The organism is Rhizobium sp. BK512 (assembly GCF_014194915.1).
Taxonomy (GTDB): domain Bacteria; phylum Pseudomonadota; class Alphaproteobacteria; order Rhizobiales; family Rhizobiaceae; genus Rhizobium.
Genome location: NZ_JACIAS010000014.1, coordinates 112,433 through 124,625 on the forward strand (window position 1 = coordinate 112,433; position 12,193 = coordinate 124,625).

The following is a 12,193-nucleotide window of genomic DNA, read 5'->3' on the forward strand; positions in this document are numbered from 1 at the left end:
GTCAATTACGCACTATATGTAAAGCAGATATCGAGGTGTATACCGATGCCCACAACAGACGAAGGTCCGCTCATCAAAGCTTGCTCGTCTCCTGGCCACAAGGCTGTTTCCGCCGAGACGTTGTTGGACGTTGAGAAGGCGCGGCCGGTGCTTGAGCAGATCGCTAACAAGTGGTCTGTCCTTATCCTGACTGTACTATGTACCAAACCGTCACGCTTCAACGAGATCATGCGTCGTCTTGACGGGATTACGCACAAAGCCCTCGCCGACGCGTTGAAACGGCTGGAGCGCAATGGGCTCATCCACCGTGAAGTGCTTACAACAACGACGCCGGTTGGCGTCGAATATACCATCACCTCGCTCGGTCGCTCCCTTCAGCAACCGTTCGAAGCGCTCTATGCGTGGTCCATGACCTACGGTTCCGAGCTTGAGCGCGCGCAAGAAGAATATGATCGGGGTCGAGGCTAGCGGATGCTCGGCCTGATCGCATATCACGCGCCTGCATTTACGAGATGGGCAGACACGGTCGAGATGAACGCGCGAAGACGCTGAAGACGTCTCAGGTCCCGGTGATATCCCATCCAGATATCTCGCGCCGGCGGCGACTTTGAAAGTTCCAGCCTGCGGATACCGGCGATCTGATCTCCGACTACGCGAGGCAACACGGCGATCCCGACACCTTGCCGACACATGCGCCCCTGGACGTTGCGGTTGTTCGATCGCAGGATCGGTCTCGCGTTGGGGAAACTCTTGATGAGCCAATCGATATCGGGGAACTGACCGGTAGATGTATCATGTGTAATCAGCCGGAAACCGGTTCCGTCGCCATATTTGGGAGCAGGCGAATCCTCGGCGATGTAGACGCCGTATTGGAGCGTGAATAGCCGCCGCTGGACGACATCGGCAGTGTTGAACGGAACGATACGAAAGGCGACGTCGGCCTCTCGCTGGGCGAGATTGAACAGGCGCGTGCCCGTCAGGATCTCGACGTCGATATTGGGGTAGGCGTTGGAAAAATCCGCCAGGATGGAAGGCAGCACGTAGGCCCCGAACCAGTCCGCTGATGAAATGCGCAGACTGCCTTTGAGATTCTGCTCCAGCCCCGCAAGCCGGCGCTCCATGCCCAGCGCGCCCTCTTCCATCTGCTCCGCCAGCGCGATGATCCCGTGGCCCTCCTCGGTCAGCACGAGACCGTCGGCGGTCCGCTGGAAGAGCGTGTGCCCGATCGCCTGCTCAAGTGCGCGCAGTCGCCTTCCGACGGTCGGATGGCTCGTTTGAAGAGAACGCGCGGCACCGCCAAGCGTGCCGGATCGCGCAATTGCAAGAAAGATTCTGACGTCACTCCATTCCATCATACGCCCCTAACAAAACTGAACGCCGAGAATACGATTCTGTCACTTAAAGAACAAACCTAAACACCTAGATTTTTGTCATCGTAAAGGCGCGCCTTATGCAGTCCCGACGACTTTCATCAGGGCGCTCAAGTGAAAGAAACGCGCCTTGGGTGTCGTGTGAACTTAACCTCGGAGACAAAATAATGAGAACTTGGCTCATAACGGGCTGCTCGAGCGGCTTCGGCCGCCGGCTCGCGCTCGCTGCAGCACAGCGCGGCGATCAGGTCATCGCCACGGCCCGCAATCTTAAAACGATCGAAGAAATGGCTGAGCCTTTCGACGGCCGCATGATCACCTTGCCGCTCGACGTGACGGATGCGGCGGCAGCCGAGGCCGCGGCCGCAAAGGCGGTCGAGATTTTCGGCGGCTTCGACGTGCTCGTGAACAATGCCGGTTACGGACTGTTCGGCGCGATCGAGGAAGGCACGCCCGAAGAATATCGGCCGATGTTTGAGGTGAACGTCTTTGGTCTGATTGAAACCACGAGAGCCGCTCTGCCCGTCCTGCGAAGTTCAGGCGGAACGATTGTCAACATGTCGTCCGGCGCAGGCATCGCGGGCAGCGGCGGTGCCGGATATTACAATGCCGCCAAGTTCGCCGTAGAAGGAATTTCCGAAGCGCTCGCCGGCGAGCTGAAGCCGTTCGGCATCCGAGTGCTGATCGTCGAGCCCGGGCCGTTTCGCACCGATTTCCTTGGCCGTTCGATCACGATGGCGGCCAATGAGATGCCGCAATACGCCGCGAGCTCGCGTAGGCATTATCGCGCAACCAACAACGGCAATCAGGCGGGCGATCCCGACAAGGCGATTTCGGTGATCCTGCAGGCAGTCGACGCCGATGACGCTCCGCTTCATCTGCCGCTCGGCCAGATCGCGCATTCGATCGCTGAGCGAAAGCTGGCTTCCTTCCGCAGCGATATCGACGCATGGCGCGACATCACGATCGCCACCGATTTCGACCAGCCCTGAACGCTGGCCGCGAGCTTTGCTAACGTCAACATCGACTGGAAAGTGACCATGATCGCAACTCTGAAGGGGTTTACCCAGCAACTGGTGCCGGCGAATGGGATCAAGATCAACGCCGCCACTGGGGGCTCAGGCCCGCCGATCCTTCTCCTGCACGGTTGGCCGGAAACCTGGTGGGAATGGCACCATGTGATGCCGCTGCTGGCCGAGCATTTGAGCGTGGTGGCCATGGATCTGCGGGGCGCGGGTTTTTCCGACTGCCCGCTTGACGGCTATGACAAAGCGACGATGGCGCGCGACGCGCATGAGGTCATGCTTGCCCTTGGGCATGAACGCTACGCCGTGTGCGGTCATGACATTGGCGGAATGGTGGCATTGCCGCAGGCCGCCATCTATCGGGAGGCTGTCACCCACCTGGCCGTGCTCGACGTTCCGCTTCCCGGCTGGACGCAATGGGAGGCGACGATCGCAAGGCTCTGGCACTTCAGCTTCCATATGAACCGGGATCTACCCGAGCGCCTGATCCATGGCCGTGAATATGACTATGTTTCGACCTTCATGGCTGAGCGGTTCTACGATCACAGCACCTTCAATCCGGCGGACATCGAGATCTACGCGAAAGCGTTGGCACTTCCTGGCCGCACGCGCGCCGGCATGGAATGGTATCGTACCCTCGCCGGCGATCATGCGGCCGCGCTGGAGTACAAGAAGCGACCGCTCGAGATACCAGTACTAGGTCTCGGCGGGGATCAGCGCTTCGGTGCGCATATGGTCCCGATGCTGAAGGAGTTCGCCAGCAATGTGACGGGCGGCTCGATTGAGCGGTGCAGCCACTATGTCGCGGACGAGCGATCGGCAGAAGTGGCGGCCGCTCTCATCGATTTCCTCAAGGCCAGCTGAAACTCTGCGGCCGCCCCGTCGCGGGGCGGATCGCGACGCTGCGGGCAAGTTGCGCCCGCACCTACCGCATTCGATCGATTAAATAAGAAAGGAAACTGTCATGACCGCACCTGTCATTCGCGGCGTCAATCATATTGGCATCACAGTGCCCGACATCGAAGCAGCAAAATCGTTCTTGGTGGAAGCTTTCGGCGGTCAGGTGATCTACCAGTCCTTCGGACCGCGGGATGCGCCGCGTCAGGGACCCGACTTCGAACGGGCTACCGGTGCTTTCCCCGGAACGGTCGTGCGCGCACAGGCGATGGTCAAGATCGGTACCGGACCTGACATCGAGCTCTTTGAAATGCATGGCCCCGCACAAGCCAAGCCGGTTCGAGCGAGCGACTTTGGGATTACTCACTTCGGTGTCTACACCGACGACATCGACGCGTCGGTAGAACGCTTTGAAAAAGCTGGAGGCACCTCTCTTACCGCGCCGCGCGCTATACCCTACGCAACCGAAAAAGGCCCTGGAAACAAGGTCTGCTACTGCCGCATGCCATGGGGCACGACGATTGAATTTATCACCACGCCCGACCGTATGGGCTATCACGACCAGACGGATCTGCGCCGGTGGCAGGACTAGGCCGAGCGTTCTTTGTTGGGGACGAGCGGCAGCGATTATCCCACCATCTCCTTGAGGCCCGATCAGGCCTTTATCATCCCGCCACGGCGGAATTAAAAGCAAAGAGCATGCTAAGCCCTCCAGCGGAAATCGGACACGCTGAAGCAGTGGCACGCGATAATCGGGGTCCAAACACGCTCGACTGTCGAAATATCTACTGCGTGGACATTCCCACCGTTGCACGTCAGGTCGAGCCCGGGTGGACTCTGTTGTAGATGGTCGCTTCGCGGGCGCCATCCGATGGCGCGGTGAGAATTCGAGGATTAAAGCGACAGGATAGCCGACACGACACAGATTAACCGTGGTCCGCAATTAAACCCTCTAAGAGGATGCTGCTGCTGGACCGATCACAACCACTACGCTACGCATTGCATGTTAGGATTTTCGCAATCATGTTTCCGACGAGGATGCATTGCCGTTTGACGCACTGAACAAGCTCTGGACCAGCGTTCGCGAATCCAGCCACGACTTCCGGGCATCGACCGAGATTTTCCCGTCACTCGATACGGACAAGCTTACCCAGACCTTGGATGTGCGCGAAAAGGGAGACGAGAACGGCAGGGCCAATCGTCCGGCGTCATCGGCCCAGTTCCTCGATGAGGTCGAACAGCGGATCGTCGGTCGCATCGAGCAGGAAAAAGCGTCCGCCTATCAGCTGCTTGAGGATCAGTTCCAGACCTTCGACGGGCGGTTGCGCAATCTCGATTTCGAGGGACAGTTCGGGCTGATCCGGCAGGCAAACGCCTCTAGCCTTTCGGATTTCAAGGCCGAGATCGCCAGCGGCGTCGACGAACTCCACGGCTTGCGCCGCGATCTCAAGATTGCCGAGGACGAAATGAGGTCTTTCAAGAGGCAGCATCGGCTGGATCGCGCGGCAAAGGTCCCGAGTGCGGGCGCAACGAGCGTCAAGATCGCGCTGCTCATCGTTCTCGTCCTAATCGAGATCGTCATGAACGGCAACTTTCTGGCCAAGGGCAGCGAACAGGGCATCATCGGCGGCATAACCGAGGCGGTCGTCTTTGCCGTCCTCAACATTGGCGCTGCACTGCTATTCGCTTTCTTCTGCGTTCGCAATCTTGTGCACCGGTCCTGGCTCATGAAGCTCGGCGGATTGTTCGGCCTGGTCGGCTATATTGTCGTTGCGCTTGCCGTGAATATTGCGCTCGCCCATTATCGCGAAGTATCGGCCACGATCCTCGACGGGGCCGGGACCGAAGTCGTCCGCCGGATCCGCGAAAACCCGCTAGGTTTGAGCGAATTGAATTCCTGGATGCTGTTTGCGATCGGCATTTTTTTCTCGATCCTGGCGTTTATTGACGGCTGCATGCTCACAGACCCGTATCCGGGTTTTGCTGGCGTCCAACGTCGGCTGGACGAGGCGCGGCGAAACTACATTTCCGGAAAGCTTGATCTGATCGACAACCTTCGGGAAATTCGCGACGACCACAACGACAAGATCGAGGAGATCGTCAGAGACCTGAGCACGCGCCGGCAGGAGTCGGCCGCGATCATCGCCCACCGAATCCGTACGGCTGGGCTGTTTGCCGAGTACCAGGGTCATCTCGAGCGCACGGCGAATGCTGTTTTGACGGCTTATCGTGAGGCGAACCGGGCCGCGAGAAGCGAACCGGAGCCTTTGTACTTCACGAGCGCCTACACGCTGGAGCGGATTGTACCGGTCCTCAAAATCAGCGGGGAATGGGACGATCGCGTTCTGTCGGAACGCGTCCAGGTCGCCCAGGCCGAACTCAGCGATCAGATCAGGAAAATCGGCTCTGCCTTCGAGGTCGCCGTCGAGCAGTATCACAGACTGGACAATCTATTCCCGGAGGCGGGCGTTGGCGCGGAACAGGCGGCGTAACAGTCGTTCAAGGAAAGGCGGCTTTTCGACGGGTGCTGTGGTGGCGACGATTGCATTGTCGGCAGTGGCACTGGCCATGATCGGCGCTTTTGGGTGGCTGAAGTATCAGGCGATGTCCGCGGTCTCGCTCGACAAGGCCTCGCTCTGCCCGACGACGGGTCCGACCAGCGAGACCGCCGTCCTTCTTGATGTCACGGATCCGATTTCCGGCACGACGTCCCTCGATTTGAAGAACCAGTTCCAGCGGCTTGTGTCTGGCGTCCCCGTCAGCGGTGCGATCGACGTCTATGCGCTGACCGAAAAGGAAGGCGAGCTTCAAAGAACCTTCCACGGCTGCAATCCGGGCAGCGGTGATCTCGCCAACGAGTGGACCAGCAATCCGAAGCTCGTGCAGCAGCGCTGGGAGAAAGGTTTCCAGAAGCCGCTCGACGACATCGCGGGAAAACTCGGGTCTGGCGCTTCAGGCGAGTTTTCGCCGATCATGGCCGGCATTCAGCGCATTAACCTCGAAGCCTTCCAGCCTTTGCCTGCTGGCATTCCGAAAACCTTGTACATTGCCTCGGACATGGTCGAACATACTGCGGCGTTTTCCAGCTATCGCGACGGCGTTTCGATCGCCAAATTCGACAGCAGTGCTGCGCGCGAGAAATTCAGGACCTCGTTGGATGGGGTGCAGGTCAGGATCCTGGCGTTCCAGCGGCCGGGCCAAAAGTTCAAGATGGAGGACCTGGCGGCATTCTGGAAATCCTGGGTGGAGAAGAACAACGGAGAGTTCGCAGGTTTCACCCGTCTGGAGGGACTGGAGTGATGGCGTCGAACGAGACAGGAAGAACCGCATTTCGCGATTGGGCGCCTGTTGTGCTGTTTGCAGTGGTGACGATTGGGGGAATGATCTTCATCTGGACGGCGAAGCTCGCGGCTTGGTCGACCCTTGTTGTGACCGCCGTGCCCCTGGTGCTGATGGCGGTCTATTTCCTGGCATCGATCGCGCTTGCCGGTTTCCGCCTGCACAACGAGCAGGCCGGCGACAACCTCTATTACATGGGGTTTCTGTTCACCCTCTCGAGCCTTGGCGTATCGCTCTACCTGTTTGCTGGCGAGACGTCGATCGAGACGATCGTGCGCAACTTCGGGATCGCAGTCACATCGACGATCGCCGGCGTCACACTCCGCATCCTCTTCAACCAGATGCGCCGCGACCCAATCGACATCGAACGCAGCGCCCGTCACGAGCTTGCGGAAATGACGCGGCGGGTGCGAACCGAGCTCGACACGTCCGCCCGCGAGTTCTCCAACTACCGCAGGGTCAGCAACCAGATGTTGACGGAGGGCTTCGAGGAGATCGGTCGTCAGGCGGAAAAAAACGGCGAGGAAATCCGCAAGGTGATCGAATCTATCACCAAGGAGGCGATCATCCCGATCCAGGAAGCCGCGGCCAGGCTTTCATCGATCATCGGGGATCACAATCGCTCGGTGACCGATCAGGCCGCAGAAGCAAGTCGCAAACTCAACGAGACCACGGATAGACTTTCGACGATCATCGACCGGTTCGGGGTTGCGGTTGAGGGCGTCGGGACCCGTCTTGGAGAGATCAGGCCGCCCGAAGATGTGATCCGGTTCGAGTTGACCCCCACGATCGATGCCATCAGGGACATGACCGATGCCCATCTGCGGCGGATGGAGGAGGTGATGGCGCAGACGCGCTTGCAGACTGTTACGGTGGACGACGCGCTCAGGCCACTGAGCAGCATCGACAGCAAACTCGATCGCATCGCCGAAGCTCTCGAGCGTGACCGGAACGGTTCGTCGTCGTCCAGCCTTGCGAGAATCCCAGAGGTTGTCGAGGATATAGTGGCGGGCGAGGACAAGACCGTGGATACAGAACCGGTGTCGGTGGCACCTGAAAGGACGAAAGCCAATCCAGCGCCGGGCGAGCCGAAGCGACGGTTGTTCAAATGGTGACAAGGGCAAGCGCAGGTCCAAAGCTGGAACACAAGGGCTATAACCGCGGCCTCATTCTGGGGCTGACGATGGCAGAATCCATGCTTCTGCTGGTCTTCTGCCTGCTGCTGGTCGCGGCCGCCATGATCACGGCCGAACGCAGGCACCGGATGGACGCCGAGCAACGGCTCGCCCAGCTGGAACAGCAGAACAAGGAACTTTCCGCCCAGCTTGTCGAGGCACAGTCCAAGCTCGGCGCGAACATGTCGGCAGCCGATCGGGTCAAATTCGAGAGCGAATGGCGCGAGCTCGTCTCTGCCCGACAGATCATAGACAGGCTGAAAATGAATGATGCGAGCCCCGCTGATCTCGCCAAGCTTGCGGCGGTCGGAAAGGTGCTGGTGGCGAATAATATCCCGCTCGACCAGGCTCGTGACCGGCTCGAACAGCTGTTACACGGTCAGACCGAACCCCATGAGTGGCCACCGATCATCAACCTTTCCGAAGCCGGCGGCTATTATTTCACGTCAGGTAGCGCCGCATTGACACCGGAGTTCGAAGACAGGCTTGAGACATCGATCGCCGACCAGATCGCCGACAATCTTGAGCGCTACAAGGTCGATGTGATCGAGGTGATCGGACATACGGACGAACAGCGCCTTTCCAGGAGCATGTCCAATCTCGACGACGCATCGATCGAAGTGATCGACGGCGCGCTTCCGGTCGAGACGCTTCAGCCAGCCGACAACGCCGGGCTCGGTCTCGCGCGGGCGATCGCCGTTGCAAATATCCTAAAGGCAAATCGTAAGCTGAAGGACGTGACCGTCTTGCCGATGTCAGCTGCGCAGCTGGTCATTCCCGGCGACACGCTCACCAGTGGACGGGCCGGAAACGTCAAGGAACGGCGTCGTATCGAGATCAGGATCAGGCGTCGCGCCGAATCCCTGCAGCCCTGACTTGGGCCAATCTTGGCTTTCGGTGGGGCGAGTGACAATGGCGGCTCGTAACGTAGACTTGGCCGCTCGTCCATCGCGGCATCGCTCGCCAAACCACCAAGGCGGTGCTGCTATCTCCAAAACCGCTTCGTATCGAGCACCTCATCGACCGACGCTTGCGCCCTATGGATCAACGCCTCCTTGTCTGCATGGGAAAGGACCGAATCCTTCGCCGGGTGGTCCGATAGACCGTGCTTCTGCAGTACATCGGGGCCGGTCGCAAGATCGTTCAGGCTGCCAAGATCATCCTGAAGCAGTTCCATCGCAGCGAGGAATTTCCTGTGTCGACGGGCGCCTCGTCTGTCGTCGAACAGCGATGCGAAGAATTCCGCCGCATACCGGAACTTCTTCGCGTCCTTGCGAACCTCGTGACGGTGCTCGTCGTCCATCTTCGCCAGCGCTTGCCCGCCCTTCTTTATCCGTTTGCGCAGCTTGTCGAGCGCGCGCGCTGCAAAATCACGAGCGCCAGGTATGTCTCCGGAAGAATAGTCCCTGCTCCAGAGCCATTCTATCAGGCCGAGCATCAGGGCCCGTGACCTCGGAGAATTCAATGCTTCAATTGCATCCCGGTAAACGACGTCCCTGGCTGACTTGAGCTTGAGGACAAGGTCGGCATCCTCTGCCTTGGCGAGCAGGACGTCGACGTTTCGCGCCTCCCCGAGCGCAGCGGCGATCCATCGCAGGTCTTCCTTGAGCCTAAGCGCTTCGTCGCTCGGGATGAGCTCCCTGAAAAGGGAGAAAGCCGACCGCAGCCGTCGAAGAGCGACGCGGGCCTGATGCAGCTCCTCCGAGTTCCGCTTCTGGAGGAGCACGTCCTCATTCAATCGGAATTGCCGGACACAGGAAACGGCGATCGCTTGGAATGCCGCAGCCGCATTCATGTCCGGGTCGAGATGGATAGGTTCTGACTTGAAGACCAGTTTCTGAGCTTCGACGAGCGCGAAGCCTCGCTCAGCCTTCGAGCGCACGCCAAACCGGAAGCCCGTGACGGCGTCGATCCTTCGCGCGAAGACGAAAAGGTCGCTCGGGTTTCCGTCTTTAAGTTCGACCTCGACCTCGCGGATCGGGGAGCGACGGTCGCCGGCGACAACCTCTCCTTGATCGACAACGACTTCGAAGCGCGAGCCGTTCTCCTCGATATCCCATTGCCGCCGTTCAACCACGACGTCGAACACCGGTTCCAGTTTGAGCTCGCTGCCGAACTCGCCGGCGAGGGGACTGGTATGATCGACGACGGGCTCGTCTCGGTTGACGGGCGTTTCCCACTCCGACCGCGCAAACAGTGAGCGTGCGGGTCCGGTGGCTTTGACGGTCTGCATGCGCGCTTCGCCGACCTTACGGATGCGAAGCGTGCATCCTTCCCGCCAAAGCCTGCGATCCGGGGTATCGAAGTATGTTGATCGCTGCTCGATAATCCGTCCGGCCTCGCCTAGCAGATGGGAACCAACAAGGCGCTCGAGAGCTTCCTCCGAAAGATCGATCTTCAATTCGGTTTCTGACGACAAAGATGAACTCCGGTTGATAGTGGAAGCTGTTAAACGCCGACCCACCTGTCGTAGTTCGGTGCCACATCGTTTTGATGAAACGTAGGAAGAAATCGAAAACATGCTCGCGGACAACCCGCTCATTTCCTCGACACCGACGGCAAGGTCCCGGGTCGCGCAGGCTGGAGCCATCTGCTATCGTCGCAACGGCAAGCGCGTGCTTTGCATCCTTTTGATCGGCAGCCAAAGAAATGGTCGCTGGGGCTTACCCAAGGGCCATCTCGTTGCCGTTCGCCTCCTCGAGGCCACCGGACTTTCTACGGAATTCCCCGAGAAGACGGTGCGCAGGCAGAAATGGTGTTCACTTAAGGTCGCCGTCGGCGAGGAAAGCCAGCCGGGCCTGCGGGCCTTGCTCGCAAAGCTGGAAGCGGTCGCCTCTTGAAGATCGGTTCCAGATCCCTGTCGAGGGCGATACGGTCACAAAAGAAGATTGTCAGGCTCGTCGAAGCCGTTCTGCAGCCGCCGCGCCGGCGGCGAACGCGCAAGGCGCCGCAACGGCTCGAGACGATCGTGGGCTTCGGCAGCAATCCGGGACGGCTCGTGATGAAATTTTTCGCGCCGCCCAAGCTGCCTGAGCGCCCGCCGGTGGTGGTCGTGCTTCACGGGTGCGGCCAGACGCCCGAGAGCCTGGACGCTGCGAGCGGCTTTTCCCGTCTCGCAAGAGAAAAGGGCTTCGTCGTCGTCTATCCCGAGCAGTCGAAGAGCAACAATCCGCACGGCTGCTTCTACTGGTTTCGGCCGAGCTCTGTCGCCCGCGATCGTGGCGAGCTGCTCTCCGTAAGGCAGATGATCGAACACGCGGGCAAGCGTTATGGTGTCGATCGGAAACGGGTCTTCGTTGTCGGCCTTTCGGCAGGCGGAGCAATGACCGCAGTCTTGGTGGCTACCTATCCCGATCTTTTTGCAGGCGCAGCGATCGTCGCCGGAATGCCGGTCGGCGCTGCTCGCGAGGCGATGTCGGCTCTTCGCGCGATGAGGGCGGGTGCTCCGACACCCGCTGAAGGATGGGGCAGCCGCATCGTCGGCATCTCTCCCGAGCGGCGGTCATGGCCTTCGATCAGCATTTGGCACGGCACGGCCGACAGCGTCGTAAATCCAAAGAACGCAAACGCGAGCGTCGACCAGTGGCTGGAAGCGATGAACATCAATCGGGAATCGAGCCATATTCAGAAAAAGGCCTGGGGAGAACTGCACTCCTGGCGGACTGCACATGGATCCTCAGTAACTTTTTATTCCGTCGCCGACCTGGCCCACGGACTGCCCGTCAAGAAGCGCGCGCGTGACCGGTCGAACCCGAAGGATCCTTTCGTACTTGCATCCGACGTTTCAGCTCCTCTCGAACTGATGCGCTTGTGGGGTTTATCGTAGCGGACGTTTCCTGGTCACTTTGGCGAGCGCAGCGTCAAAAATGCTGAACTTCCGGACTTTCATCCGCGACTACTGCGTCTCCACCTGAGATAACGCATCCATGGGCGCCAACTATGACTTATGGAGAAGATATGACAGAGAAGAGCTGCTCCGTGCAGACGTCCGAACAGCGCCGTTTCCTCGAGATCCGGGAGGCGGCAGAGCGCTCGATGTTAGAAAAGGTCTTCAAGGCAATCGACGGCGCGGCAGCCGAAGTCGCGGAAAAACTTGCGGAGGCGGGTCTCGATTTCGAGCCTACCAGCAAAGACTATTTCATGTTCACGGCTCAGCAGGTGACTTTCGTCCGTCTATGCGGCGGCGATCCGGATACGCTGCAAGGCGGCGATCCCGACCTCGGTCAGCGGATTGTCAACAATGGCCAGCATATCATCGACAGCTACTGGCGAGGCGGCGAACGAACCTAGATATCCGGCTCGGCCCGAACAGCTGAGGGTGGAGCCGAGGCGGCACGCCCGACCATCGAACCCGGTAGATGGGGCCGGCGCACGCCCTTATTTCTTG

The 12,193-nt window shown here is 59.6% G+C and carries 13 protein-coding genes; 11 read left to right on the forward strand and 2 right to left on the reverse strand.

The genetic code is table 11. From position 1 onward, the window contains the following. The first annotated feature begins 45 nt into the window (after positions 1-45). Positions 46-468: a winged helix-turn-helix transcriptional regulator gene (locus FHX06_RS34055; protein ID WP_113207536.1), complete on the forward strand. Its 423-nt coding sequence runs from the start codon at positions 46-48 to the stop codon at positions 466-468. Positions 469-491: 23 nt separating this feature from the next. Here the strand turns inward: FHX06_RS34055 and FHX06_RS34060 are convergent, their stop codons facing one another. Then, positions 492-1,352 carry a LysR family transcriptional regulator gene (locus tag FHX06_RS34060; RefSeq protein ID WP_183851337.1) on the reverse strand — a complete coding sequence of 287 codons (861 nt, stop codon included), beginning with the start codon at positions 1,350-1,352 and terminating at the stop codon, positions 492-494. A gap of 185 nt (positions 1,353-1,537) precedes the next feature. On the opposite strand from FHX06_RS34060, the gene FHX06_RS34065 reads away from it, so the two are divergent. The 7 genes from FHX06_RS34065 to FHX06_RS34095 all read left to right on the forward strand — a co-directional run bounded on the left by FHX06_RS34065 (position 1,538) and on the right by FHX06_RS34095 (position 8,681). Next, complete coding sequence (locus FHX06_RS34065; RefSeq protein ID WP_183851338.1) at positions 1,538-2,362, forward strand: oxidoreductase; 825 nt, start codon at positions 1,538-1,540, stop codon at positions 2,360-2,362. Between the two features lie 48 nt (positions 2,363-2,410). Beyond that, positions 2,411-3,259, forward strand: coding sequence for an alpha/beta fold hydrolase (locus FHX06_RS34070; RefSeq protein ID WP_113207538.1), 849 nt, complete (start codon positions 2,411-2,413; stop codon positions 3,257-3,259). Between the two features lie 100 nt (positions 3,260-3,359). After that, positions 3,360-3,884: a VOC family protein gene (locus FHX06_RS34075; protein WP_018114676.1), complete on the forward strand. Its 525-nt coding sequence runs from the start codon at positions 3,360-3,362 to the stop codon at positions 3,882-3,884. A gap of 451 nt (positions 3,885-4,335) precedes the next feature. Further along, positions 4,336-5,784, forward strand: coding sequence for a hypothetical protein (locus tag FHX06_RS34080; protein WP_113207539.1), 1,449 nt, complete (start codon positions 4,336-4,338; stop codon positions 5,782-5,784). Next, positions 5,762-6,592 (forward strand): hypothetical protein, encoded by an 831-nt coding sequence (locus FHX06_RS34085; RefSeq protein ID WP_029616392.1) that lies wholly within the window; start codon positions 5,762-5,764, stop codon positions 6,590-6,592. Before FHX06_RS34080 ends, FHX06_RS34085 begins: the two co-directional genes overlap by 23 nt. After that, positions 6,592-7,746, forward strand: coding sequence for a hypothetical protein (locus tag FHX06_RS34090; RefSeq protein ID WP_018114679.1), 1,155 nt, complete (start codon positions 6,592-6,594; stop codon positions 7,744-7,746). The genes FHX06_RS34085 and FHX06_RS34090 overlap by 1 nt, the downstream gene beginning before the upstream one ends. Further along, the gene (locus tag FHX06_RS34095; RefSeq protein ID WP_183882493.1) at positions 7,740-8,681 is read left to right on the forward strand and encodes an OmpA family protein; all 942 of its coding nucleotides are present in this window, start codon (positions 7,740-7,742) and stop codon (positions 8,679-8,681) included. Before FHX06_RS34090 ends, FHX06_RS34095 begins: the two co-directional genes overlap by 7 nt. 110 nt (positions 8,682-8,791) lie before the next feature. Here the strand turns inward: FHX06_RS34095 and FHX06_RS34100 are convergent, their stop codons facing one another. Then, a complete protein-coding gene (locus FHX06_RS34100; RefSeq protein ID WP_112547287.1) occupies positions 8,792-10,225 on the reverse strand; it encodes a CYTH and CHAD domain-containing protein in 1,434 nt (477 codons plus the stop codon). A 100-nt stretch (positions 10,226-10,325) separates the two neighbouring features. On the opposite strand from FHX06_RS34100, the gene FHX06_RS34105 reads away from it, so the two are divergent. The 3 genes from FHX06_RS34105 to FHX06_RS34115 all read left to right on the forward strand — a co-directional run bounded on the left by FHX06_RS34105 (position 10,326) and on the right by FHX06_RS34115 (position 12,096). After that, positions 10,326-10,646, forward strand: coding sequence for a hypothetical protein (locus tag FHX06_RS34105; protein ID WP_018114682.1), 321 nt, complete (start codon positions 10,326-10,328; stop codon positions 10,644-10,646). Next, positions 10,643-11,632, forward strand: a complete 990-nt coding sequence (locus FHX06_RS34110; RefSeq protein ID WP_183882495.1) for an alpha/beta hydrolase family esterase — start codon at positions 10,643-10,645, stop codon at positions 11,630-11,632. Before FHX06_RS34105 ends, FHX06_RS34110 begins: the two co-directional genes overlap by 4 nt. A gap of 131 nt (positions 11,633-11,763) precedes the next feature. Further along, complete coding sequence (locus FHX06_RS34115; protein WP_018114684.1) at positions 11,764-12,096, forward strand: hypothetical protein; 333 nt, start codon at positions 11,764-11,766, stop codon at positions 12,094-12,096. The last annotated feature ends 97 nt before the right edge of the window (positions 12,097-12,193 follow it).

Bases quoted from the DNA above. Each gene is read 5' to 3' on its own strand.
- FHX06_RS34115 (WP_018114684.1), top strand. From the start codon at position 11,764: ATGACAGAGAAGAGCTGCTCCGTGCAGACGTCCGAACAGCGCCGTTTC.
- FHX06_RS34090 (WP_018114679.1), top strand. From the start codon at position 6,592: ATGGCGTCGAACGAGACAGGAAGAACCGCATTTCGCGATTGGGCGCCT.
- FHX06_RS34095 (WP_183882493.1), top strand. From the start codon at position 7,740: ATGGTGACAAGGGCAAGCGCAGGTCCAAAGCTGGAACACAAGGGCTAT.
- FHX06_RS34075 (WP_018114676.1), top strand. From the start codon at position 3,360: ATGACCGCACCTGTCATTCGCGGCGTCAATCATATTGGCATCACAGTG.
- FHX06_RS34065 (WP_183851338.1), top strand. From the start codon at position 1,538: ATGAGAACTTGGCTCATAACGGGCTGCTCGAGCGGCTTCGGCCGCCGG.
- FHX06_RS34105 (WP_018114682.1), top strand. From the start codon at position 10,326: ATGCTCGCGGACAACCCGCTCATTTCCTCGACACCGACGGCAAGGTCC.
- FHX06_RS34060 (WP_183851337.1), bottom strand. From the start codon at position 1,352: ATGGAATGGAGTGACGTCAGAATCTTTCTTGCAATTGCGCGATCCGGC.
- FHX06_RS34070 (WP_113207538.1), top strand. From the start codon at position 2,411: ATGATCGCAACTCTGAAGGGGTTTACCCAGCAACTGGTGCCGGCGAAT.
- FHX06_RS34055 (WP_113207536.1), top strand. From the start codon at position 46: ATGCCCACAACAGACGAAGGTCCGCTCATCAAAGCTTGCTCGTCTCCT.